At 62.9% G+C, this 21,770-nt stretch carries 20 protein-coding genes; 11 read left to right on the top strand and 9 right to left on the bottom strand.

Features of this window, described 5'->3' with window-relative positions; all coding sequences use genetic code 11:
- Positions 1–37 precede the first annotated feature (37 nt).
- Together ASD63_RS06970 and ASD63_RS06965 are read left to right on the top strand one after the other, a co-directional pair.
- A complete protein-coding gene (locus ASD63_RS06970) occupies positions 38–1,045 on the top strand; it encodes a UbiA family prenyltransferase (RefSeq protein ID WP_051659300.1) in 1,008 nt (335 codons plus the stop codon).
- On the top strand, positions 1,042–1,815 hold the full coding sequence (locus tag ASD63_RS06965) for an HAD family hydrolase (protein ID WP_051659299.1): 774 nt from the start codon (positions 1,042–1,044) through the stop codon (positions 1,813–1,815). Before ASD63_RS06970 ends, ASD63_RS06965 begins: the two co-directional genes overlap by 4 nt.
- Here the strand turns inward: ASD63_RS06965 and ASD63_RS06960 are convergent.
- Genes ASD63_RS06960 through ASD63_RS34935 form a run of 3 tightly spaced genes read right to left on the bottom strand, consistent with a single transcriptional unit; the run spans position 1,799 to position 4,694 of the window.
- Positions 1,799–2,827: an NAD(P)-dependent oxidoreductase gene (locus ASD63_RS06960; protein ID WP_034793933.1), complete on the bottom strand. Its 1,029-nt coding sequence runs from the start codon at positions 2,825–2,827 to the stop codon at positions 1,799–1,801. The two genes, ASD63_RS06965 and ASD63_RS06960, sit on opposite strands and share 17 nt — an antisense overlap.
- Positions 2,828–2,863: 36 nt before the next feature.
- Entirely contained in the window at positions 2,864–4,333 is a 1,470-nt protein-coding gene (locus ASD63_RS06955) for a GMC family oxidoreductase (RefSeq protein ID WP_060518857.1), read from the bottom strand.
- Positions 4,299–4,694, bottom strand: a complete 396-nt coding sequence (locus tag ASD63_RS34935) for a hypothetical protein (protein WP_060605073.1) — start codon at positions 4,692–4,694, stop codon at positions 4,299–4,301. The genes ASD63_RS06955 and ASD63_RS34935 overlap by 35 nt, the downstream gene beginning before the upstream one ends.
- Positions 4,695–4,886: 192 nt before the next feature.
- On the opposite strand from ASD63_RS34935, the gene ASD63_RS06945 reads away from it, so the two are divergent.
- A complete protein-coding gene (locus tag ASD63_RS06945; protein WP_051659298.1) occupies positions 4,887–5,330 on the top strand; it encodes a GtrA family protein in 444 nt (147 codons plus the stop codon).
- A 59-nt stretch (positions 5,331–5,389) separates the two neighbouring features.
- Here the strand turns inward: ASD63_RS06945 and ASD63_RS06940 are convergent, their stop codons facing one another.
- The 3 genes from ASD63_RS06940 to xylF all read right to left on the bottom strand — a co-directional run bounded on the left by ASD63_RS06940 (position 5,390) and on the right by xylF (position 8,777).
- Positions 5,390–6,175 carry an ATP-binding cassette domain-containing protein gene (locus ASD63_RS06940; protein ID WP_034793927.1) on the bottom strand — a complete coding sequence of 262 codons (786 nt, stop codon included), beginning with the start codon at positions 6,173–6,175 and terminating at the stop codon, positions 5,390–5,392.
- 12 nt (positions 6,176–6,187) lie between these two features.
- Positions 6,188–7,513: a sugar ABC transporter permease gene (locus ASD63_RS06935; RefSeq protein ID WP_034793924.1), complete on the bottom strand. Its 1,326-nt coding sequence runs from the start codon at positions 7,511–7,513 to the stop codon at positions 6,188–6,190.
- Between the two features lie 226 nt (positions 7,514–7,739).
- Positions 7,740–8,777 carry a D-xylose ABC transporter substrate-binding protein gene (gene xylF, locus ASD63_RS06930; protein WP_060528919.1) on the bottom strand — a complete coding sequence of 346 codons (1,038 nt, stop codon included), beginning with the start codon at positions 8,775–8,777 and terminating at the stop codon, positions 7,740–7,742.
- 346 nt (positions 8,778–9,123) lie between these two features.
- Here xylF and ASD63_RS06925 point away from each other — a divergent pair, with 346 nt between their 5' ends.
- On the top strand, positions 9,124–10,350 hold the full coding sequence (locus tag ASD63_RS06925; protein WP_034793917.1) for an ROK family transcriptional regulator: 1,227 nt from the start codon (positions 9,124–9,126) through the stop codon (positions 10,348–10,350).
- A gap of 116 nt (positions 10,351–10,466) precedes the next feature.
- On the top strand, positions 10,467–12,827 hold the full coding sequence (locus ASD63_RS06920; protein WP_051659297.1) for an EAL domain-containing protein: 2,361 nt from the start codon (positions 10,467–10,469) through the stop codon (positions 12,825–12,827).
- 87 nt (positions 12,828–12,914) lie between these two features.
- Here the strand turns inward: ASD63_RS06920 and iolG are convergent, their stop codons facing one another.
- Complete coding sequence (gene iolG / locus ASD63_RS06915; protein WP_034793914.1) at positions 12,915–13,907, bottom strand: inositol 2-dehydrogenase; 993 nt, start codon at positions 13,905–13,907, stop codon at positions 12,915–12,917.
- Between the two features lie 335 nt (positions 13,908–14,242).
- On the opposite strand from iolG, the gene ASD63_RS06910 reads away from it, so the two are divergent.
- A complete protein-coding gene (locus ASD63_RS06910; protein WP_034793912.1) occupies positions 14,243–14,494 on the top strand; it encodes a hypothetical protein in 252 nt (83 codons plus the stop codon).
- A gap of 3 nt (positions 14,495–14,497) precedes the next feature.
- Here ASD63_RS06910 and ASD63_RS06905 read toward each other — a convergent pair whose 3' ends face one another.
- Both ASD63_RS06905 and ASD63_RS06900 read right to left on the bottom strand, forming a co-directional pair.
- Positions 14,498–14,947, bottom strand: coding sequence for a hypothetical protein (locus tag ASD63_RS06905; protein WP_034793909.1), 450 nt, complete (start codon positions 14,945–14,947; stop codon positions 14,498–14,500).
- Positions 14,948–15,022: 75 nt separating this feature from the next.
- Complete coding sequence (locus ASD63_RS06900; RefSeq protein WP_034793895.1) at positions 15,023–15,994, bottom strand: LysR family transcriptional regulator; 972 nt, start codon at positions 15,992–15,994, stop codon at positions 15,023–15,025.
- A 288-nt stretch (positions 15,995–16,282) separates the two neighbouring features.
- On the opposite strand from ASD63_RS06900, the gene chvE reads away from it, so the two are divergent.
- The 5 genes from chvE to ASD63_RS06875 form a co-directional block, all read left to right on the top strand.
- Positions 16,283–17,350, top strand: a complete 1,068-nt coding sequence (gene chvE, locus ASD63_RS06895; RefSeq protein WP_034793892.1) for a multiple monosaccharide ABC transporter substrate-binding protein — start codon at positions 16,283–16,285, stop codon at positions 17,348–17,350.
- Positions 17,351–17,447: 97 nt separating this feature from the next.
- Entirely contained in the window at positions 17,448–18,983 is a 1,536-nt protein-coding gene (gene mmsA, locus ASD63_RS06890; RefSeq protein ID WP_034793889.1) for a multiple monosaccharide ABC transporter ATP-binding protein, read from the top strand.
- Positions 18,983–20,191 (top strand): multiple monosaccharide ABC transporter permease, encoded by a 1,209-nt coding sequence (gene mmsB / locus ASD63_RS06885; RefSeq protein WP_034793886.1) that lies wholly within the window; start codon positions 18,983–18,985, stop codon positions 20,189–20,191. The genes mmsA and mmsB overlap by 1 nt, the downstream gene beginning before the upstream one ends.
- 168 nt (positions 20,192–20,359) lie before the next feature.
- Positions 20,360–21,355: an AraD1 family protein gene (gene araD1 / locus ASD63_RS06880; protein WP_034793883.1), complete on the top strand. Its 996-nt coding sequence runs from the start codon at positions 20,360–20,362 to the stop codon at positions 21,353–21,355.
- 66 nt (positions 21,356–21,421) lie between these two features.
- A partial coding sequence (locus ASD63_RS06875; protein ID WP_156624119.1) for an aldehyde dehydrogenase family protein occupies positions 21,422–21,770 on the top strand: 349 nt, incomplete at its 3' end.

Below are 21,770 nucleotides of genomic sequence, written 5' to 3'. Positions count from 1 at the left end.
CGACTCAGGCGCGTGGTCTCTAGACAAGGAGAGGGACATGCCAGCAAACCCGGAAGAGACGACGCCTATCGAGGCGTTGGGGCCCCAACCGCGGGGGAGGGCAAGCGACTACCTGTCGCTGGCCCGGTTCGACCATGTCACCAAGCACGTCTTCATCCTGCCTGGGCTGATCCTTGCCTGTGCCCTCAGCGAGCCTGATCCGGCCGCTCTCGTCATCAATATTCCCGTGGGGCTTCTGAGCGCCGTCTCGATCGCATCGGCCAATTACGTCATAAACGAGTGGCTCGACCGGGAACGCGACGCGGCCCATCCGACCAAATCGCAGCGTCGCGCCGTCGTCGTTGAGATGCAGCCGCGCATCGTCTACGGCGAGTATCTGCTGCTTGCCGTCATCGGACTGCTGCTTGCGTCGGTCGTCGGCAAGCTGTTCTTCGCCACGTCGCTGCTCTTCCTGCTGTCCGGCATCCTCTACAACGTCGAGCCCATCCGGGCGAAGGACAAGCCCTATCTCGATGTGCTGACGGAATGCCTCAACAATCCGATCCGCTTCTTGCTCGGCTGGGCCATCGTCGATCAGGTGACCTTGCCGCCGGTCAGCGTGCTTGCGGCCTACTGGATGGCCGGCGCCTTCCTGATGGCGGCCAAGCGGCTCGGGGAGTATCGCGACATCGCCGCGAATGCGGGGGTCGCCGTCCTGAAGAAATATAGGCGGTCATTCGAATACTACACCGAGGAGAGCCTCACCGTTTCCTGCTTCGTCTACGCGATGATGACGGCGTTTCTGCTTGGCGTTTTCCTGGTGAAATACCGGGTGGAATACATCCTCGTCTTTCCGTTCATCAGCGGCCTCTTCGCCGTCTATCTCTGGCTTGCCACGCGCCCCGGATCGGTGGTGCAACGGCCGGAAAGGCTGTTTCACTCCCGGCGGCTGGACGTCATGCTGACCTTGACCATCGTCGTCTTCCTGTTCGCGAGCTTCGTCAACGTGCCGGTGCTGGACTTCCTGGCCGCTTCGTTCCTCGTGCCGATATCGTCGCTGCAATGACCGGTTCGACGCTGCCGAACGGGGCCTTGCCAAATGGACCGGTGGATTGGGATCGGGTGCGTCTCGTGGTGTTCGATCTCGACGGCACGCTCTACGACCAGCGGCGGCTGCGGGCGCGGATGCTGCTGCGGCTTGTTGCTGACGCGGCGCGCAGGTGCAGCCTTGGCACCATCCGCGTCCTGCGCGCCTTTCGCGACTGCCGCGAGGAACTGGGCGATGCGTTGGCGACCGATGTGGCAGCCCGGCAATACGAACTGACTGCGGAGCGGTGCGGGCAGTCGCCGGAGAGCGTCCGGAAGACGGTCGAGGAATGGATCGAACGGCGTCCGCTCGATCTCCTTCCGGCTTGCCGGTGCCGCGGCGTCGAGCGGGTGTTTGCCGGCCTTGCGGTTCAGGGAAAGACGATTGCGGTTTTGTCCGACTATCCGGCGTCGGAGAAACTGAAGGCGCTTGGCCTTGGCGCCAGCATCGTCGTCTCCGCCATGGATCCCGAAGTCGGCGCTTTGAAGCCGCATCCGGCCGGTCTTGCCCATGTGCTCAATCGTGCGCAGGTGCCGGCGGAGCAGGCGATCATGATTGGCGACCGGGTGGAGCGCGACTGGGCGGTGGCGCAGAGCCACGGCATGCGCGCCCTGATTCGCAGCGCAAGCCCAATTGCCGGCGTCGATACGTTCCGCGGCTATGACGACGAAATCTTTTGGCCAGTGACGGAGCCGCAGCCGATGGGCGCGCCGGCTCCGGCGCCCCGCTCGCTTACGATATCATCTTGAGCAGCCAGAGCGCGCCCTGCTTGAGCGGCGCGCGGTGCGGGCTCTTTGCGGTGACGGCGGACGCGAGCTTCGCGCTTTGGCGATACCAGTCGTAGCTCTCCTGCAGCATGGCTTCGTTGGAGTATTTCGGCCGCCAGCCCATGGCAAGCAGGGGCTCGACGTCGAAGTAGCATTCCTTGTGGTAGGTGAGGTAGTGCCAGGGCACCAGCGGCGAGACCCTCAGCCAATGCAGCGCCCGCAGCGTGTTGATGGTAGCGGAGGTCGGAAGGCTCCGGACTTTCGATGTGCTGCCGGCATAGCGGATCAGGGCCTCCAGGTCATGGCGCAGCGTGCCGAAGCTGTCGGTGCCGACATTGTAGGTGCCGCTCCGACCGGCCTTGAGCGCCAGCATGTAGAAATCCATGAGATCATGGGCGTGGACGAACTGGAACTTGATGTTGCCGGATCCGATGACATAGACGGCGCGGTTTTCGCTGATCCATTCAAAGAGGATCTGGAAGATGCCGAGCCGGCCGCCGCCAAGGGTGGCGCGGGGCCGGATGGTGATCAGGGTCATATCGGCGGCCGTGCAGATGGCCTCGGCCACTTCTTCGCCGGCGCGCTTCGATTTTCCATAGGGCTCCACCGGGCGAAGCGGGGTTGTCGCCGTGATCGGGCCGGAAGGCGGAATGCCGTAGGCGGCGGTCGAACTGACATGGATCAGCGACCGGACGCCCGCTCTTGCGGCTTCCTCGCAGACGATACGGGTCCCCTCGACGTTGACGTTCCAGTAGTCGCGCCCCGCATCGGTCTGCGCCACCAGCGCCGCATTGTGGTGGACGACGTCGACGTCGCGCATGGCGGCGCGCACGCCGTCGCGGTCGAGCACGGAGCAATTGACGAACTCGATATCCGCCGGGCGGGAGCGATCCTCCCAGAGGTCGAGCACCCGCACCTCGTCGCCGTGTTCGCGCAACCGTCGAGCTGCGAGGTTGCCGATGAAGCCCGATCCGCCGGTGATGAGATGTCGCATATGTCCCTCCAGCCCCTGTCTGCGGAAGTTTTCTGATCAGATCGCCCGATCCTCGAGCGCGCGTGTGATGTTGCGATGCGCGACGGCCATCACTGTCCCTTGTGGATTGACGACCGTCGGCCCGCACAGAAGCGAAGCGTCGGCGATGTAGAGATTGCTGGCGCCATGCACGCGCCCGAACGAACTCGCAGCGCATTTCTCGGCGTCCTCGCCCATCGGGCAGGAGGAGAAGAGGTGAAGCGCAGTGGCGTTTGCCTGCTTGGGAGGAAGCGTTTCGGGAAGCTTGGCGATATCGGCCAGCGATTTCAGCACCGGATAGCCCGGAATGCTCGGATAGACTGCAAGGGCACCGGCGGCAAAGAGCACTTCGGCGAGGCGTGCAAGGCCGACGGCCAGTTCCTTCAGGTCCGACGGTTGAAGGCCGACGCGCACCAGGGGATCGCGAAAGCCGGGCAGGGATCTCACCTTGCCGGATCCGCCGGTGCTCTGCACGTAGTAGATCGCCATGCGCCGCCAGTCCCGATCGACCGCATCGATCATCTCCGGGTGCGCCGCCATGGCCAGCGCCAGCGCCGGCCGTTTGCTCATCGAGCAGCCCATGCTGAAGCGCGGGTCGAATTCCTTGATCTGGTGGACCGGTTCGAGTTCGCCAGGGGTATTGAGTTCGTCGGGAAAGACTGCCACCACCTTCAGCATCGGATGGAAGCGCAAGCTGTCGCCGACATGGCGCGTGATGCCTGAGCGGCGTAGCAGCCACGGGGTCTGCACCGCGCCGCCGGCAACGAAGACGGTTTTGGCCTTCAGTTCGATCTGGCGCGTGCCCGCCGGTCCCTTGCTGCGCGCATGCACCGTCCACTGCCCGTTCGCATGGGTAAGCTTGGTCGCGCAGGTATCGGCAAGCAGCATACCGCCGGCGTCGAGGAAGCGCGGCACGAAGGTTGCCGACATCGATTGCTTGCGGCCCGGAGATCCGCCGGCCCCGGCGGCGGCGTAGGCAAAGAGGCGCGGCACTTCGAGGGAAGACCATCCGAGCCGCTGCGCACCCTCATCGAGCCGTGTCGACAGCTGCGGCGCAGGGCCAGGCAGGTATTCGACCCGGGCTACTGCCTCGCAGGCGTCGAAATGCGGGGTCAGTTCTTCGAGCGTCAGGGCATCGACCCGATAGTCGCGGCGCCAGCGGTCGAGCACCGCTTGCGGCGTGCGGTGGTAGAGGCCGCGGTTGATCTCGCTGCCGCCGCCGACGCAGCAGCCCTCGACATAGGCGATCTTCGTCGCGCCGAAGCCGATGTTGATGCCGGCGTTGCGGTACTTCTGAAGGATTTCCTCGCGGGAGAAATGCGGCGCAGACTCGAGCGCCAGATGCGGACCTTCCTCGATCATCAGCACGGACTTGCCCGCCTCCGCGCAACGGGTGGCGGTCACCGCACCGCCCGGGCCGGAGCCGATGACGATGATGTCGGGGGCAAGCCTCTCAGGGGCTAGCAGGTGCTCCGGTTGCAGGTTCATGCTGGTAATCCTGGCCGTAAAGGTCTGAGTAAATACAGAATAATGCCAATGACATATGGAACTCGACGAAGCGCCGCCGGAACTCGAGGCGGGATTGCCGCCATTTGTCGAGTTCGGCCAGTCGGTCGTCGAGCGAAAGCTGATGAAAGAACTTGCCTCTGCGCAGCAGCGGCCAGGCATTGAAAAGAAGCACGAGACTATGGAAGGGCGGGCGCAGATAGTCGGGCATCTGACGATGAACTTTCAGCAGAAACTCTGCCGCACGTACGCCCAGGGCGCCCCGGCTGTCATCTGTAGCGCCGCGTTCATGGGCAATCGCCTCGCCGAGCGCCAGGATGGCCTGTTGAAAGTGCTGCGACATGGCCGAGCCCCGTTATCAAGCCGGCCCCTCGAAAGGAGCCTGGCGCTGCTTTGATGAATACGGTTGTCTGCTCTTTACTGCCTGTATTTCTAGCTGCTCTTATAAGCAAAAGCTACTAAAACGTTGTTTTCGACCAGGCGGCGACCATCTATGCGCCAGCCGCTGGATGTCGCTCGATGCGAAAGGCACCGGATGAGACGCCTTCTGGATATGAGCTTTGTTCGCTATTTCGCCTGCGGCTGCATCGCGGCGAGCCTGCAGGTGGCTACGCTCGCCGTCCTGGTCGAGACGGCGCGGCTCGAACCGGTCTATGCGTCCACCATCGCTTTCTACTTTGCCGTCGTCGTCAACTATTTCCTGCAGCGGCGTTTCACCTTCCGATCCGACGAACCGCACCTGAAGGCGTTGCCGAAGTTCTTGGCGGTGTCGACCTTCGGCGCCGGAATAAACGCGGTCGCCTTCACGCTGCTATCGGCCGTCATGCACTATGTCATTGCCCAGGCGCTGGCGCTGCTCCTGGTCTTTTCGGTGAACTATGCGCTGAGCCGGACGCTGATCTTTCGCGCCGGCAGCGCGGGGGAAGGGCGCGGCACAGAGCCGGCCCGTGCTGCGGGGCGAGCCCCATCGGGCAAATAGAAACGCCGCGCCCGGGGGGCGCGGCGTCATTGAGAGGGTGGTCTTGTGCGACGCTGGGCTTACGCCACCTGCATGGCGCCTGGGCCGGGGATCGCCTTTGGCGGCACCTTGCCCATGATGATCATGCCGAGCACCTCGTCCTTGGTGACGTCCTCGGTGCGGGCCTGGCCGACGACCTGGCCATTCTTCATGACCGACACGCGGTCGGCGAGGTCGAAGACGTCGTGGATGTCGTGGCTGATCAGGAAGATGCCGATGCCTTCGCGCTTCAGCTGCTTGATGAGATCGCCGACCTGGGCGGTTTCCTGCGGCCCAAGGGCTGCCGTCGGCTCGTCCATGATCAGGATGCGGGCGTCGAAGAGGATCGCGCGCGCGATCGCCACCGATTGCCGCTGGCCGCCCGAAAGCGCCTTCACCGGCTCCTTGAAGCGCTGGAAGTTGGGGTTGAGGCGCCCCATGACTTCGCGGGCCTTGGCCTCCATCGCCACGTCGTCGAGCGTGCCCCAGGGGGTGCGCAGCTCACGGCCGAGATAGAGGTTGGCGGCGGCGTCGACATTGTCGGCGACGGCGAGCGTCTGGTAGATCGTCTCGATGCCGTATTTCTTGGCGTCGCGCGGGTTGTTGATGTCGGCGGCCTCGCCATTGATCAGGATCTCGCCGGCATCGCGCTTGTAGGCGCCCGAGAGGATCTTGATCAGCGTCGACTTGCCGGCACCGTTGTGGCCGAGCAGTGCCACGACCTCTCCGGGGTAGAGGTCGACGGAGGCGTTGTCTACGGCGTGAATGCCGCCGAAGGAGATGGAAATGTTCTTCATTTCCACAAGCGGAGTGCGTTGGTCTTTCATGGATCGTACTCCTTACTTGGCGCGGGCGCGGTAGACGGTGTCGAGCCAGACGGCGACGACGAGGACTACGCCGACGACGATGCGCTGGAACGGACTGTCGATCCCCAAGAGCACCATGCCCGACTGTAGGGATTGCATGACGAGCGCGCCGATCATGGCGCCGGCGATCGTGCCGACGCCGCCGGCAAGCGAGGTGCCGCCGATGACTGCTGCAGCAATCGTGTAGAGCTCGTCGAGTTCGCCTTGCGCGTTGGTTGCCGCATTGAGGCGGGCGGTCGAGATCGCCGCGGCGATGGCGCAGAGGATGCCCATCAGCGTGAAGATCTTGACGGTAACCCAGCGGGTCTTGATGCCGGCGAGTTCGGCCGCTTCCGGGTTGCCGCCGAGCGCAAAGACGTAGCGGCCGAAACGCAGGCGGGTGGCAATGAAGGTCATGACGATGCCGACGGCGATCGCCATCAGCACCGGAATGGCAATGCCGTGCGAGATCAGCAGACCGCCGTCCGGCCAGGCGATGCCGTTGGCGTCGGCATATTTGCGGGCGATGTTGGTCGGCCAGTAGTAGCTGTTGGCAACGGCGATCGCGCCGAGAACCAGGATACAGCCGAGGATCGCCAGGAAGTACTCCGCCCAGATCGGACGGAGCGGGAAGCGGAAGCGCTTGCGCTGCTTGCGCGAATTGAGGATGGCGGCGACGATGGCGATGCAGGCAAGGATGCCGACGATCCAGCTTGCCGTTGCGCCGATCGAGCCTTCAGTGCCGCCGCCCATCAGGCGGAAGGTGGCGTTCATCGGCGCGACCGTCTGGCCGCTGGTGACGAACCAGGTGGCGCCGCGCCAGACGAGCAGGCCGCCCAGCGTGACGATGAAGGCGGGCACGTTGAGGAAGGCGACGATCGAGCCCTGCAGCGCGCCGATGGCGGCACCGACGGCGATGCCGCTCAGAAGGGTGATGATCCAGATGGCCGGGTGTTCGAGGCCGAGATATTGCGGCAGGAACTTCGCCTGCATGACCCCCATGACCATGCCGCAGAAGCCGAGCACGGAGCCGACGGAGAGGTCGATGTTGCGGGTGACGATGATCAGCACCATGCCGGTCGCCATCACGGCGACGGAGGAGGTCTGAACCGTCAGGTTCCACAGGTTGCGCGGCGTCAGGAACAGCCCGCCGGTCATGATCTGGAAGCCGACCCAGATGATGATGAGCGCGCCGACCATGCCGAGCAGCCGGGTGTCGATCTCGGTGGCGCGGAAGAAACGTTTTACCGGGTTCTCGTCCGCTGTACGGGCGCGATTTGTCTGTGCGCCCTTTGTGTTGCCTTGTGTGATGTCGGCCATGGACGTGCCTTCCCCCCACTTATGTTGTTGATGTCATCGCGTCAGTGGCACCAAGAGCCCCAAGTGGACGCGACAAGTCCGGTACGACGGCAGAAACCGAGCCTTCGTGCTGATTGTGCGGTCGCGGTAGCGGTATTGTCCGCCGCGTCCGCACCTTGCGCAAGCGCCGCAACGGGTTGCGTTGCGGCGCTTGTCTTTTGTCAGCGCTCAGTTCTGCTGGTGCGGCTTATTTGCAGGCCGCGACGTCGCCCTTGACGCCCTGGCAGGCTTCAGCCCTGGAGATCCAGCCCGCGTCGATGACGACGTTCAGGTTGTCCTTGGTGATCGGCAGGGGAGCCAGGAAGACCGACTGCATGGCCACGCCCTTCGGGCCGCCGTTGAAGGTGGTGACGCCAGAGACTTCTTCCATCTTCTTGCCGCCGGCAAGTTCGACGGCGACTTCTGCGGCGCGCTTGCCGAGTTCACGGCTGTCTTTCCAGACCGAGACGGTCTGCGTGCCGAGAGCAACACGGTTCAGGGCCGCCTTGTCGGCGTCCTGCCCGGAGACCGGAACGGAGCCGGCCAGGCCCTGGGCGTCGAGGGCTGCGACCGCACCGCCCGCGGTGCCGTCGTTGGAAGCGACGACCGCATCGACCTTGTTGTCGTTGGCGGTCAGGAACTGCTCCATGTTCTTCTGGGCGTTTTCAGGCTTCCAGCCGTCGGTATAGGCTTCGCCGACATTCTTGATCTTGCCGGCGTCGACGGCTTCCTTCAGCACTTCCATCTGTCCGGAGAAGAGGAAGTCGGCGTTCGGGTCGGAGGACGAGCCCTTGATGAAGACATAGTTGCCTTCCGGCTTGACCTTGAACACTTCGCGGGCCTGCATGCGGCCCACTTCCTTGTTGTCGAAGGTGATGTAGAAGGCGGCCGGGTTTTCGATCAGGCGGTCATAGCCGACGACCGGAATGCCTTCGGCAGCGGCCTTTTCGATCGCCGGGCCGATGGCGTCGCTGTCCTGGGCAAGTACGATCAGTGCGTTGGCGCCCTGAGCGATCAGCGACTCGATGTCGGTCAGCTGCTTGGCGGCGGACGACTGGGCGTCAGCGGAGATGTACTTGTCGCCCGAGGCTTCGAGGGCTGCCTTGATGGCGGCTTCGTCGGTTTTCCAGCGCTCTTCCTGGAAGTTGGACCAGGATACGCCGACGACCAGGTCCTTCGCCTGGGCAACGGAATGCAGGGAAACGATGACGGCAACCCCTGCCATCAGCTTCAAAACGGTTTTCATTTCATCCTCCCGAGTGAGGGCCGGCCAAGCGTGCGAACCTCCCGCACCATCCTCCGCCAGCCTTAAGACGCTGTCGTAGATCGTGCCGCTACATTGTGCGGAATTATTTTCTCGACAGTCGAGAAAATGAATGTCATGGATTTTTGAGGCTGTCAACACGGTGCGAAAGCTTGGTTGCGGCATCAACAAGGTGCTCCGCGAGCGGTCGCGTCCGATGTTTCTCGACCGCCCTGAAAATCGGTGCCACAAGGCTGTCGACAAGGCGTTCTGCTCCTTGTCTTGCCGTTCAACAGATGCTTTGGGAGGGGCATGTGTTCGAAGGATCCGCCACTGACAGGGACGTCTCATGCTGACCAAGTCCAGCACTGAGCTCGTGCGTCAGCAAAACAGCGCGCTGGTCCTTGCGGCGCTCAGGCGCGCCGGCAATCTCTCCCATACGGAAATCTCTGCCGAGACCGGGCTTGCCTCCGCGACCGTTTCGGCGATCACGGCGGAACTGGAAAAAGCTGGTGCGCTCGCCAAGGCAGAGCAGCAGGTCCAGGGCGGGCGCGGGCGGCCGCGGGTGCTGTTCACGCCACGCCGCGATCACGGTCATCTGATCGTCGTTCGGATCTCGTCCGACATCGTGCAATATTCGCTGGTCGACTACGGCGGCACGTTGCTCGACCGCTTCGACGAAACCCGAAATCACGACGAGCGCGGTACGGCCCCTTTCGCCCGGGCATTCGTCGATGCGCTCGAGCGCCTGTTGCAGCGGTCGAGACTGGAGCGGAACCAGGTACTGGCCGTCTCTATCAGCAGCAAGGGCCTGGTCGACGGCGCGTCCGCGCGGCTCTTGTGGTCGCCGGTGTTCGGGCGGGAGGAGCTGGATTTCGCCGCGCTGCTCGCGCCGGACTGGCGGGCGAAGGTCATGCTCAGCAACGAAACCCTTCTGGTCGCGCAGGCCCTCGCCGCCCAGGCAGAGCGTAAGCCGGAGAGCGGCTTTAGGGCGCTTGCGGCGATCTCGCTCGGCCACAGCATCGGCCTTGGTGTTGCCCGCAAGAGCCAGAGCGGCGATATGGATGTCAGCGCGCCGAATTTCGGCCACATGCTGCACGCGCCGTCCGCGGGCCTTTGCCGCTGCGGCGCCTATGGCTGCATCGAGGCGGCGGCCGGGTTCTACGGCATCCTGCGCGCGGCGTTCGAAGTGCCGGCAGACACGATCCCCGCCAAGTTCGTTCCGGTGACGGAGCTCGACAAGATTGCCGCCAGCGCACGACAGGGCCACCGCATGGCCGGCTATGCCTTTCGCCAGGCCGGCATCGCGCTCGGCAACGGCATCTCGCGCATGTTGAGCCTCTACGAGCGCATGCCGGTCCATGTCACCGGACCCGGCATCCGATACTTCGATCTGATGCTGCCCGGGATCGAGGAGGGGCTTGCCCAATCGATGCAGATCCGTCTTCAGGGGCCGCCGGAAATCACGGTCGTTGCCGACGAACAGCGCCTGGTTTTCGAGGGGCACCTGGCGCGGGCGCTGGGTGTGATCGATGGCGACATCGCCAGCGTCGGCGGATCGGCGATGCACGGTTGAGGCGAATTTTCGGGCAACCATTTTTGGGGTTGTACCGAAGGCGAACAATTCCAGTGATACAATTTACAGTTATTTAGCGACTCCTTGTCAAGGTGACCCTGACGCGGGAGACGATTATGTTTTCAGTGATTGCATGCATACGCGACGATCATGACTGGCGCCTCATCCTGGTTGCCTCGATCGTCTGCCTGGCAGGCAGCGTCGCGACGATGCTGCTCCTGTTGCGCGCGCAACGAAGCGAAGGCAGCCAACGCGGTTTGTGGATCGCGGCCAGCGGTTTTGCCTGCGGTATCGGCGTCTGGTCCACCCATTTCATCGCCATGCTCGCCTATGACGGCGGCGTTCCCGTTGCCTATGGCGCCTGGGGCACGCTCCTGTCGGTGGCCGTGGCGATCGCAGCGTCCTGGATGGCCTTTGCGATCGGTCTTGGCGGGCGCTCGCATCTCTCGATGACCTGCGGTGGCCTGCTGCTCGGCGCCGGCATTGCGGCGATGCACTTTACCGGCATGCGGGCAATCGAGATCCAGGGACATATTGCCTACGATCCCCAATTCACCGTCTCCGCCGTACTCGCCGGGACGGTGCTGGCCGGTGCCGCGCTCTACGCCTTTCAGCTCTTGCGCGGCGTGCGGCGCCTGGTCGTCGCGTCGCTCCTGCTGGTCGTCGGCATCTGCGCGCTGCACTTCACCTCGATGAGCGGCATCACGCTGGTGCCCGAGGCCAATGTCGCCGTTGCCGATACCATGCATCCCGCCTGGCTTGCAGGCGGCGTCATTGCCGCTTCGACCACATTGATCGTGCTCGCCTTCGGCGCGCTCTTCCTCGACCGGCATCTGACAGATCTGCGCGGACTCGCCAATGCATCGCTCGAAGGCATGGCGATCGTCTTCGATGGCGTAATCGTGGACGCCAACGAGCGCTTCGCGGGCCTGACAGGTCGCAAGCTTTCGGAGCTTTCCGGACGGCACCCGGCAGACATCTTCGTCTTCGGCGAGGAGGGGTTGGACGCCCACAGACACGGCGACGGTCCGGGCGAAATCGACCTCTTGAACGCAGAAGGGCGCACCATTCCCGTGGAGTTCATGTGCCGGACGATCGAGTATCGCGGCCGGGAATGCGACGTGATCTTCGTGCGTGACCTGCGGGCGCGTAAGGAAGCCGAGCGCACGATCGAACATCTCGCCCATCATGACGCGCTGACGGACTTGCCGAACCGCGCCTTCTTCGACCGCAGGCTGGGCCAGACGCTGGCGGCGGCTGCTGCGAGAAACGAAGAACTGGCGATCCTCTGCCTCGACCTCGACCGCTTCAAGGCGGTCAACGATATCTTCGGCCATGGCGAGGGCGATCGCATCCTGATGAAGGTCGCCGACATCCTGCGCGCAGCCGTCGGCGAGCAGGATACGATCGCCCGGCTCGGCGGCGACGAGTTTGCGATCATCCAGGTGGGCGGCAGGGAGCCGGAGGCGGCGCGGCAGTTGACGGACCGGATCCTGGCGCTGTTTGCTGCCGAGATGGACACCAATCGTGACCCGACCGCCGTCGGCGTCAGCATCGGGGCTGCGATCTTTCCGGCAGACGGGCAGACGGCGGATCAGTTGCGCAACAATGCCGACACGGCGCTCTACCGCGCCAAGCAGAGCGGCAAGGGCATCGCCTGCTTCTTCGACCGGGAGATGGACGAGGCGGTACGCACCCGCCGCCAGATCGAAAACGACCTGCGCCATGCGGTGCTCCGCCGACAATTCTTCCTCGAATACCAGCCACTGGTCGAAGTCCAGAGCGACCGGATCATCGGCTACGAAGCGCTGCTGCGCTGGGAGCATCCGCAGCGCGGGTTGATCGGCCCGGATGTCTTTATCCCGATTGCCGAGGAGAGCGGCTCGATCATCCAGATCGGCGAATGGGTGCTGGAGCGGGCCTGCACGGAAGCGGCGAAGTGGAACGAGCCCCTGCCGATTTCCGTCAACATTTCGCCGGTCCAGTTCCTTTTGCCCAACCTCTTCGACCAGGTTGCGAACATCCTGCGCCGCACCGGCCTTAATCCCTGGCGGCTCGAACTTGAGATCACCGAGGCGGCGCTGATGCACAATCGCGAGGACGTGCTGGCAGTGTTGGTGCGGCTACGGGTCCTTGGTGTGCGGATTGTCATGGACGATTTCGGCACCGGCCATTCGTCGCTGAGCAACCTTCAGACGTTCCCCTTCGACAAGCTGAAGATCGACTGCAGCTTCACCGCGGCGCTGGAAAAGGACCCTTCGGCGCAGGCGATCGTCCGGGCGATCATCGCGCTTGGCCACAGCCTTAGGCTCGCGGTCGTGACCGAGGGCGTCGAAACCGAACGGCAAAGACAAATCCTCGCGGAGGAGGGCTGCCTGCAGATACAGGGCTTTCTCTCCGGTCGGCCGGGTGCGGCGCCCAGCACCGGCCAGGAAACCGCGCGCCGGGAGAAGGTGCCAGCGCGCGCCGACGGTTGAAACGGCCGCGGCCGGGCAGTGCGGATACGAAAAAGGCCGGGCACATGGCGCCCGGCCTTTCTCCTTGATCGGTCGTCGGTTGAAGGCTCAGGCGACGCTGATCTGGCGCTTTTCGACGACGGACTTTACAGCCGCATCGGCAAGCGCGAGAGCCGCGAGACCATCCTTGCCGGACGGCGTGATTTCCGCACCCTTTTCGATCGCGGCGATGAAGCTCTCGATCTCGTTGGCATAGGCTTCGGTATAGCGGGTCATGAAGAAATCATGCAGCGGCGGGCGGGTGTAGCCGTCGCCATTGGCGATCTCGATCGAGACCGGGCGCTGGTTCTCGGCGGAAGCCACGCCCTTCGAGCCGTGGACTTCGATGCGCTGGTCGTAGCCGTAGGTGGCGCGTCGGGAGTTGGAGATGATCGCCTGCTTGCCGGACGCCGTCTGCAGGATGACCGAAACGCTGTCGTAGTCGCCGGCTTCGCCGATCGCCTTGTCGACGAGAACGGCAGCGGTTGCCGTCACCGAGACCGGCTCTTCGCCGAGTAGGAAGCGGGCCATGTCGAAGTCGTGGATGGTCATGTCGCGGAAGATGCCGCCCGAACGCTTGATATAGTCGACCGGCGGGGCGCCCGGATCGCGCGAGGTGATCGTCACCATTTCGACATCGCCGATCTTGCCGGCGTCGATCGCCTTCTTCACGGCCATGAAATGCGGGTCGAAGCGGCGGTTGAAGCCGACCATCAGCTTGGCCTTGGTCTCGCTCACGACCTTGAGGCAGGCCTTCACGCGCTCGGCGTCGAGATCGACGGGCTTCTCGCAGAAGATCGCCTTGCCGGCGCGGGCGAAGCGTTCGATCAGGTCGGCATGGGTATCAGTCGGCGTGCAGATGACGACGGCGTCGATGTCCTTCGCCGCTTCGATCGCTTCTATGGTGCGGACCTCGCAGCCATACTGCTTGGCGATGGCATCGGCGGCGGCGGGGAAGGCATCGGCGACGGCAACAAGCACAGCGTCGGGATTGCCGCTGACGGCTTTCGCATGAACCTTGCCGATGCGGCCGGCGCCCAGAAGACCAAATCTGACTGTCATCTCTGTTTCTCTCGAATTCCGGTTCGCGACCGGGAAGGGGCGTGATGATCGGCGCTCATCGCGCAAAGGCGCCGCGGAACGCTGCTTCCGCGAATGGTTTGGAGAATTGCCACGAATGACCGCGCGTTGGAACGCTGCGCTCAGCACCTCTCCCTTGATACCTCCGTTTCTACTCGGCCACTTCCTATTTAGAATGAAGTCGCCGATGTAGATTATTTCGGAATTTTTATTCCATTTTTATTGCGCCCGTCAAGGGAGTCGGAGGCCATGGCCTTGCCGTCCGCGACGAATTTCCCCTAAATGGGACGCACGCGACAAGGCCACCAGAGGACAGAATGCTCAAATTCATCGATCCGGACCATCCCTTCTACCGCCCACTGTGGATCCGTCTGCTGATCGTGGGCTTCTGCGGCGTCTGGACAGTGGTCGAATTCCTGGGCGAGCAAACGATGTGGGGGATGATTTTCCTCGCGGTCACCGCCTATGCCTCGGCGGCTCTCTTGGTTTTCTACAAGCCGAGCGAGAAGGGCGTTGAGAAAGCTGGGGACGAGGGGCAAGGCAAGGGCGACGGGAGCGACGCTGGCTGAGGTTCACGGCGCCGGGGTGATGGCGCGCATCTGCTTTGCGGCTTCGTCGATCAGCATGTTGGCGAGTTTCATGCGCACGGTGGCATTGGCGCGAAACGCGGCCGGCAGACGGTCCGGATGGTTCAGGGCCGCGAAGGCCCGGCGCTTTGCCGCAAGCGTCATTTGTGTTTCGTGGTCGACAAGGGCCAGTTCCTCGGCCACGTCGGCAAGGGTCGTACGGCTGAGATAGTCCGGCATGACCGGTGGAGGTGGCGGCTCCACGAAGGACGCATCGAGATAGGCCCGCTCGACGGCGCCGAAGGCAGCCGAGCGGGCGCTTTCGGCAGCAAAGGCGTTGTCGAATGCCGGGGCGTAAGGCGTGGCGACGCGCGTCGCTTCAGCCGGTGCCGGTTCGATATCCTCTTCCGATTTCAGCCGCTCGAGCACCGACTGAAAGACTGACATTCCAAACATGACGTCTCCGATCGCGGCGCACCATGGCAGGCGGAGATTATCCCGGGCTGATCAGACTGATCATGCCAGGGCTGATCAGGCGCGGCCCTGCTTGAGGATCAGGTCGTAGAGCAGCTTGGCGCTCGGCGGCAGCGCGCGTCCCTCGGCAGTGATCAGCCCATAGGGTTTGATTCGGATCGGGATTTCGGTCTTCAGGATGCGGATTTCGCCGGCCGGCGTACCGTTGCCGGCAATCAGGTTGGCGACGTCGAGTGCCACAGGTGCAATTGCGTTGGTGTTGCGCACCATCGACAGCGTCAGGATGATCGAGGAGGTGTTGATCACGGTCGCCGGCAGTCTCACCCCGGCCGCCACGAAGCTGTCTTCGACCGCGCGTCTCAGAAGGGTGCCGGGCGGCTGGAATACCCAGTCATAGGAGGGCAAGTCCTCGGCGACGACCATGGGCTTGTCGAGCAGCGGATGGCCGTCGCGCACGATCAGGCAAACCTCCTCGTAGCCGATCTCCACCATGTTGAAGAGCCGCGGCGGCTGGTCGTCGGGGATGCGGCCGATGATGAAATCGTGGCGGGCGGCGAGCAGTTCCCTTGCCAGCACGTTGCTGTTTTCGATCTGGACGTTGATCTCGATGCCGGGATAGGCGGTCATCACCTGACGGATGGCGGGCACGGCGAGATTGAGCGCCGGGCCGGTGACCGAGCCGAGCGAAACCGAGCCGCCGCTGCCGGTCTTCAACTCGTTGATCTCGCGCGATGCCTCCCGGAGTTCCAGAAAGATGCTGCGCGCGCGTCGCGCCAGCGCTTCGCCATAGGGCGTCAACAGGACACCGCGGGCAACGCGTTCGCAGACCGGCGCCTTCAGCATGGTCTCGATTTCCGAGAGCATGCGCGAGGCCGCCGGTTGCGAGATGCCGAGGGCGTCAGCGGCTGCGCTGATGCGGCGGTGATCGTCGATCGCGAGAATCAGCCGGAGGTGGCTGATCTTCAGGCCCGAGCGGAAAAGCGTCGAATCGAAGAGTTCGCCGGCGGTGCTCGGTTTCTGATCGCGCATTTCAACCTCTGCGTTTTTTTCTTTGGTTTTCAGGGATTTTCAAAAATCACACTGTTTGCGCTCGATATATCACTTTTGGTATGTATTCAAAGCAAAATTGTATTTGACAGTTATATGGTTTCATTCCAGTTTTTGCTTATGTGCCAGCGCATGTAGGAGCATGCGAGGCGGGGAGGCCTCTCCTTCACCTTGATCCGCTGCCGGAGACGAAGATCTCGGGCGGCGGATTGCTGCGCATAGACGGAAAGGCTCTCGCCTGCCGGCTTCAACTTTTTTGGGAGAGAACTGATGAAATTGATGACTTCGCTTCTCGCAGCCGCCGCGATTTCGATCGCGTCCTTCGCTGCACCGGCATTTGCGCAGGACAAGGGCACGGTCGGCATTTCCATGCCGACGAAGACGTCGACCCGCTGGATTTCCGACGGCGAGACCATGGAGAAGCTGTTCAAGGAAGCTGGTTACACGCCGGACCTGCAGTTTGCTGACGACGACATCCCGAACCAGCTCGCCCAGATCGAGAACATGGTGACCAAGGGCGCCAAGGTTCTCGTCATCGGCGCCATCGACGGCACCACGCTCTCCGACATCCTGCAGAAGGCCCACGACGCCGGCGTCAAGGTCATCGCCTATGACCGCCTGATCCGCGACTCGGGCAATGTCGACTACTACGCCACCTTCGACAACTTCCAGGTCGGCGTGCAGCAGGCCACGTCGCTGGTCCAGGGCCTCAAGCTCGACGGCGCAACCGAGCCGAAGAACATCGAGCTGTTCGGTGGTTCGCCGGACGATAACAACGCCTTCTTCTTCTACGACGGCGCGATGTCGGTCCTGCAGCCGCTGATCGACAGCAAGAAGATCGTCGTCAAGTCCGGCCAGAAGGGCATGGACCAGGTCGGCACGCTGCGTTGGGACGGTGCCGTGGCCCAGGCCCGCATGGAAAACCTGCTGTCGTCGAACTACACCGACGCCAAGGTCGATGGCGTTCTGTCGCCCTATGACGGCCTGTCGATCGGCATCATTTCGGCGCTGAAGGGCGTCGGCTACGGTTCGGGCGACATGGCAATGCCTGCCGTCACCGGCCAGGACGCCGAACTGCCGTCGGTCAAGTCGATCCTTGCCGGCGAACAGTATTCGTCGATCTTCAAGGACACGCGCGAACTCGCCAAGGTCACCGTCGGCATGGTCAACGCGATCATGGAAGGCAAGGAGCCGGAAGTGAACGACACCAAGACCTATGACAACGGCGTCAAGGTGGTTCCGTCCTACCTGCTGAAGCCGGTTGCCGTCGACAAGTCCAACATCAAGGACGTGCTCGTCAGCTCGGGCTACTACACCGAAGACCAGATCAACAACTGATCTTTTTGAGCGTGAGGGCCCGTGCATGCGCGCGGGCCCTTTTATCCAGATGACGGAGCCGGTACTCTCTTGAAGACTGCCGCTGGAATGACTGAACATGGACAATATCATTCTTGAAATGCGGGGCATCACCAAGACGTTCCCGGGCGTCAAGGCGCTGGACAATGTCAGCTTCAAGGTCCGCGAAGGCGAGATCCACGCACTCGTCGGCGAAAACGGCGCCGGCAAGTCGACGCTGATGAAGGTGCTGAGCGGCGTCTATCCCGCCGGCACCTATGATGGCGAAATCCACTATGGCGGCGAAGCCCGCCGCTTCTCGACGATTTCCGACAGCGAAGACCTCGGCATCATCATCATCCACCAGGAACTGGCGCTGGTGCCGCTGCTGTCGATCGCCGAGAACATCTTCCTCGGCAACGAGATCGCCAGCAACGGTGTGATTCACTGGCCGCAGACCTTTGCCCGTACGCAGGAACTGCTGAAGAAGGTTGGCTTGAGCGAATCCCCGGCGACGTTGATCACCGACATCGGTGTCGGCAAGCAGCAACTGGTCGAGATCGCCAAGGCGCTTTCGAAGAAGGTGCGGCTGTTGATCCTTGACGAGCCGACCGCCTCGCTCAACGAAACCGATTCCGATGCGCTTTTGAAGCTGCTGATGGAGTTTCGCACCCAGGGCATGACCTCGATCATCATTTCGCACAAGCTGAACGAGATCCGCAAGGTCGCCGACCAGATCACCATCCTGCGCGACGGCGGCACGGTCGAAACGCTCGACTGTCACAGCGAAGACATTGGCGAAGACCGGATCATCAAGGGCATGGTCGGCCGCGCCATGGAAGACCGTTATCCGCCGCGCGAACCGAAGATCGGCGAGACGCTGCTCGAAGTGAAGAACTGGAACGTCTTCCACCAGCAGCACCGCGACCGGCAGTTCCTGCACGACGTCAATTTCACCGTGCGCGCCGGCGAGGTCGTCGGCATCGCCGGGTTGATGGGGGCAGGGCGCACCGAAACGGCGATGAGCCTCTTCGGCAAGTCCTGGGGCCACAAGATCACCGGCGACGTGACGATGCGCGGCAAGCCCGTCGACGTCAGCACCATTCCGCGTGCGATCGATGCGGGGCTCGCCTATGTCACCGAGGACCGCAAGCAGCTCGGGCTCGTGCTGATCAACAACATCAAGGAGAACACAACGCTCTCCAATCTGAAGGCGGTGGCCGCGAACGGCGTCATCGACGATCGCAAGGAAGCGAAGGTCGCCTCCGACTATCGCTCGAAGCTGCGCATCCGTTCGCACTCGATCTATCAGGAAACGGTCAACCTTTCGGGCGGCAACCAGCAGAAGGTCGTCTTGTCCAAATGGCTGTTCACCAATCCGGAAGTTCTCATTCTCGACGAGCCGACACGCGGTATCGATATCGGCGCGAAGTATGAGATCTACACCATCATCAACCAGCTTGCCGCCGAGGGTAAGGGCATCCTGATGATCTCATCGGAAATGCCGGAGCTGCTTGGAACCTGCGATCGCATCTACGTCATGAACGAGGGCCGCATCGTCGCGGAGCTTTCGAAGGCGGAAGCGAGCCAGGAATCCATCATGCGTGCCATCATGCGTTCAGGGGAGAAACACTAATGGTCGCCGATACGAGCACCCAAAACAACAAGCCCTCGATCGGGGACTATCTCAAGAACAACATCCGCGAATACGGCCTGCTCGTCGCGCTCGTGGTGATCATGCTGTTCTTCCAGTTCGTCACCAACGGCGTGCTGTTCAAGCCGGTCAACATCACCAACCTGGTGCTGCAGAACTCCTTCATCGTCATCATGGCGCTCGGCATGCTGCTGATCATCGTTGCCGGGCATATCGACCTGTCGGTCGGCTCGATCGTCGCCTTCATCGGCGCGATCTCAGCGATCATGCTGGTCAAATGGGGCTTGCCCGCCATTATCGTCATTCCCGCCTGTCTGATCGTTGGCGGCGTCATGGGGGCGGCCCAGGGCTATTGGGTTGCCTACCAGAAGATCCCATCCTTCATCGTGACGCTGGCCGGCATGCTGGTGTTCCGCGGGCTCACCTATGTGGTGCTCGGCGGCCGCCCGATCGGTCCGTTCCCGAAGGAATTCCAGCTGCTGTCGACCGGCTTCGTTCCGGATTTCCTCTATTTCCTCAATCCGGCGCCCGAGACCATTCAGAACATGGTGGCGCTCGTCGCCGTCATCGCGCTCGTCGGCTACGCGATCTACGCGGGCATTCGTGACCGCAAGATCAACGAGCAGCACGGCACGGAGAACGAGCCGTTCATTTTCTTCGCCGTGCAGATGGCTGTCATCGCTGCCGTGGCGCTGTTCATCGGCTTCCAGCTTGCGACCTATCGCGGCCTGCCGAACGTGCTGATCGCCATGGCCGTGCTGATTGCGCTCTATACCTTCGTCACCACGCGCTCGACGATCGGTCGCCGCATCTATGCCATGGGCGGCAACGTCAAGGCGACCAAGCTTTCGGGCATCAACACCGAGCGGCTGACCTTCTACACCTTCGTCAACATGGGCGTGCTTGCGGCACTCGCCGGCATGATCATCACCGCTCGCCTCAATTCGGCAACGCCGAAGGCCGGCGTCGGTTTCGAGCTCGACGTCATTGCGGCCTGCTTTATCGGCGGTGCCTCGGCGTCGGGCGGTGTAGGCAAGATCATCGGGGCCGTCATCGGCGCCTTCATCATGGGCGTGATGAACAACGGCATGTCGATCATGGGCATCGGCATCGATTACCAGCAGTTGATCAAGGGCCTCGTGCTGCTCGCTGCCGTGTTCTTCGATGTCTACAACAAGAACAAGGGTTGAGCGGAAAGCCATAAGACCCGACGCGAACCAGTAACATTCACCGGCAGCCACAGCTGCCAGGATCGGCGGATTGGTCCGCCGGAATTGGGTGGCGAAAGCCACCCACGGGGACGCTTTTGCCTTGAAGAGGCGAACACAGCGACCCAAGACGATAGGAAGGATAGCATCGTGCTGATTTCGCAGATCAGGAACGAAGACGGGTCGATCACGGTGGCGGTACGGCTGCCGGGTGAGGCGGCGCATGCGGTGAACGGCGCGACAAGCGTCTATGCGCTGGCGGTGGAAGCGGCCAATGCCGGATGGAGCCTGAAGCAGACGATCGAGGCCAAGGGGCTCGGCGCCGCCGTCGACCTCGAAAAGGCCTATGCGGAGGGGCGCTTCCTGCCGCCGATCACTCATCCGGATCCGGCACACCTGCACCTGACCGGCACGGGTCTCACCCATCTCGGCTCCGCCGCAACCCGCGACGCCATGCACAAGAAGACGAGCGAGGCGGCCGAGGAAACCCTGACCGACTCGATGAAGATGTTCCGCATGGGGCTCGAAGGCGGCAAGCCGAAGGCCGGCGAAACAGGCGTGCAGCCGGAATGGTTCTACAAGGGCAACGGCACCTCCGCCGTGGCGCCGGGTGATGCGCTCGTTTCGCCCGCCTTTGCCGAGGATGGTGGCGAAGAGCCGGAAATGGCCGGCATCTACGTGATCTCCGACGAGGGCGTGCCGTTCCGCATCGGTTTTGCCGTTGCCAACGAATTCTCCGACCACAAGACCGAGAGGGTCAACTATCTCTGGCTCGCGCATTCGAAGCTGCGCCAGGCGAGCTTCGGTCCGGAGATCCGCATCGGTGTCGCACCGGAGGACATTCGCGGCATGTCGCGTATCCTGCGTGGTGGCAAGGTGCTGTGGGAAAAGCCGTTCCTGTCGGGCGAAGCCAACATGTCGCACAGCTTTGCCAATCTCGAGCATCACCATTTCAAGTATGGCTTGTTCCGCCAGCCGGGCGACATCCACGTGCACATGTTCGGCACGGCGACGCTGTCCTTCGGTGATGGCATCCGCACCGAGGAAGGTGACGTGTTTGAGATCGAGGCCGATGGTTTTGGCCTTCCGCTCCGCAACGCTCTCGCGATCGCAGCTGACGAAGAGGTCGCGATCCGCCAGCTCTGACACATCTCCTAAGCGCGACCGTTCGCGAGGGACGGTCATGCGCATCTATGAAGGAGGCCTGAGGCCATGACTTTGCACCAGAACCTGATAGCCGGCGAATGGGTCGGCGGTGACGGGGTTGCCAACATCAACCCGTCCGATACCAACGACGTGGTCGGCGAATACGCCCGCGCGTCAGCCGAGGATGCGCGTTTGGCGATCGCGGCTGCGAAGGCGGCGTTTCCGGCCTGGTCGCGCTCCGGTATTCTCGAGCGCCACGCGATCCTGAGGAAGACCGCCGACGAGATCCTTGCGCGCAAGGACGAACTCGGAAAGCTCTTGTCGCGTGAGGAAGGCAAGACCTTGGCCGAAGGCATCGGCGAGACGGTGCGCGCCGGCCAGATCTTCGACTTCCGCCGGCCAGATCTTCGACTTC

It is taken from the genome of Ensifer sp. Root558 (assembly GCF_001427045.1).
In the GTDB taxonomy this organism is placed as follows: Bacteria; Pseudomonadota; Alphaproteobacteria; order Rhizobiales; family Rhizobiaceae; genus Ensifer; species Ensifer adhaerens.
The sequence above is the reverse complement of the archived record's forward strand: the minus strand, read 5'-3'. Positions and strand labels throughout refer to the sequence as shown.

Excerpts from the sequence above, each read along its gene's own strand:
- ASD63_RS06970 (WP_051659300.1), top strand. The coding sequence starts at position 38 with ATGCCAGCAAACCCGGAAGAGACGACGCCTATCGAGGCGTTGGGGCCC.
- ASD63_RS06965 (WP_051659299.1), top strand. The coding sequence starts at position 1,042 with ATGACCGGTTCGACGCTGCCGAACGGGGCCTTGCCAAATGGACCGGTG.
- ASD63_RS06960 (WP_034793933.1), bottom strand. The coding sequence starts at position 2,827 with ATGCGACATCTCATCACCGGCGGATCGGGCTTCATCGGCAACCTCGCA.
- ASD63_RS06955 (WP_060518857.1), bottom strand. The coding sequence starts at position 4,333 with ATGAACCTGCAACCGGAGCACCTGCTAGCCCCTGAGAGGCTTGCCCCC.
- ASD63_RS34935 (WP_060605073.1), bottom strand. The coding sequence starts at position 4,694 with ATGTCGCAGCACTTTCAACAGGCCATCCTGGCGCTCGGCGAGGCGATT.
- ASD63_RS06945 (WP_051659298.1), top strand. The coding sequence starts at position 4,887 with ATGAGACGCCTTCTGGATATGAGCTTTGTTCGCTATTTCGCCTGCGGC.
- ASD63_RS06940 (WP_034793927.1), bottom strand. The coding sequence starts at position 6,175 with ATGAAAGACCAACGCACTCCGCTTGTGGAAATGAAGAACATTTCCATC.
- ASD63_RS06935 (WP_034793924.1), bottom strand. The coding sequence starts at position 7,513 with ATGGCCGACATCACACAAGGCAACACAAAGGGCGCACAGACAAATCGC.
- xylF (WP_060528919.1), bottom strand. The coding sequence starts at position 8,777 with ATGAAAACCGTTTTGAAGCTGATGGCAGGGGTTGCCGTCATCGTTTCC.
- ASD63_RS06925 (WP_034793917.1), top strand. The coding sequence starts at position 9,124 with ATGCTGACCAAGTCCAGCACTGAGCTCGTGCGTCAGCAAAACAGCGCG.
- ASD63_RS06920 (WP_051659297.1), top strand. The coding sequence starts at position 10,467 with ATGTTTTCAGTGATTGCATGCATACGCGACGATCATGACTGGCGCCTC.
- iolG (WP_034793914.1), bottom strand. The coding sequence starts at position 13,907 with ATGACAGTCAGATTTGGTCTTCTGGGCGCCGGCCGCATCGGCAAGGTT.
- ASD63_RS06910 (WP_034793912.1), top strand. The coding sequence starts at position 14,243 with ATGCTCAAATTCATCGATCCGGACCATCCCTTCTACCGCCCACTGTGG.
- ASD63_RS06905 (WP_034793909.1), bottom strand. The coding sequence starts at position 14,947 with ATGTTTGGAATGTCAGTCTTTCAGTCGGTGCTCGAGCGGCTGAAATCG.
- ASD63_RS06900 (WP_034793895.1), bottom strand. The coding sequence starts at position 15,994 with ATGCGCGATCAGAAACCGAGCACCGCCGGCGAACTCTTCGATTCGACG.
- chvE (WP_034793892.1), top strand. The coding sequence starts at position 16,283 with ATGAAATTGATGACTTCGCTTCTCGCAGCCGCCGCGATTTCGATCGCG.
- mmsA (WP_034793889.1), top strand. The coding sequence starts at position 17,448 with ATGGACAATATCATTCTTGAAATGCGGGGCATCACCAAGACGTTCCCG.
- mmsB (WP_034793886.1), top strand. The coding sequence starts at position 18,983 with ATGGTCGCCGATACGAGCACCCAAAACAACAAGCCCTCGATCGGGGAC.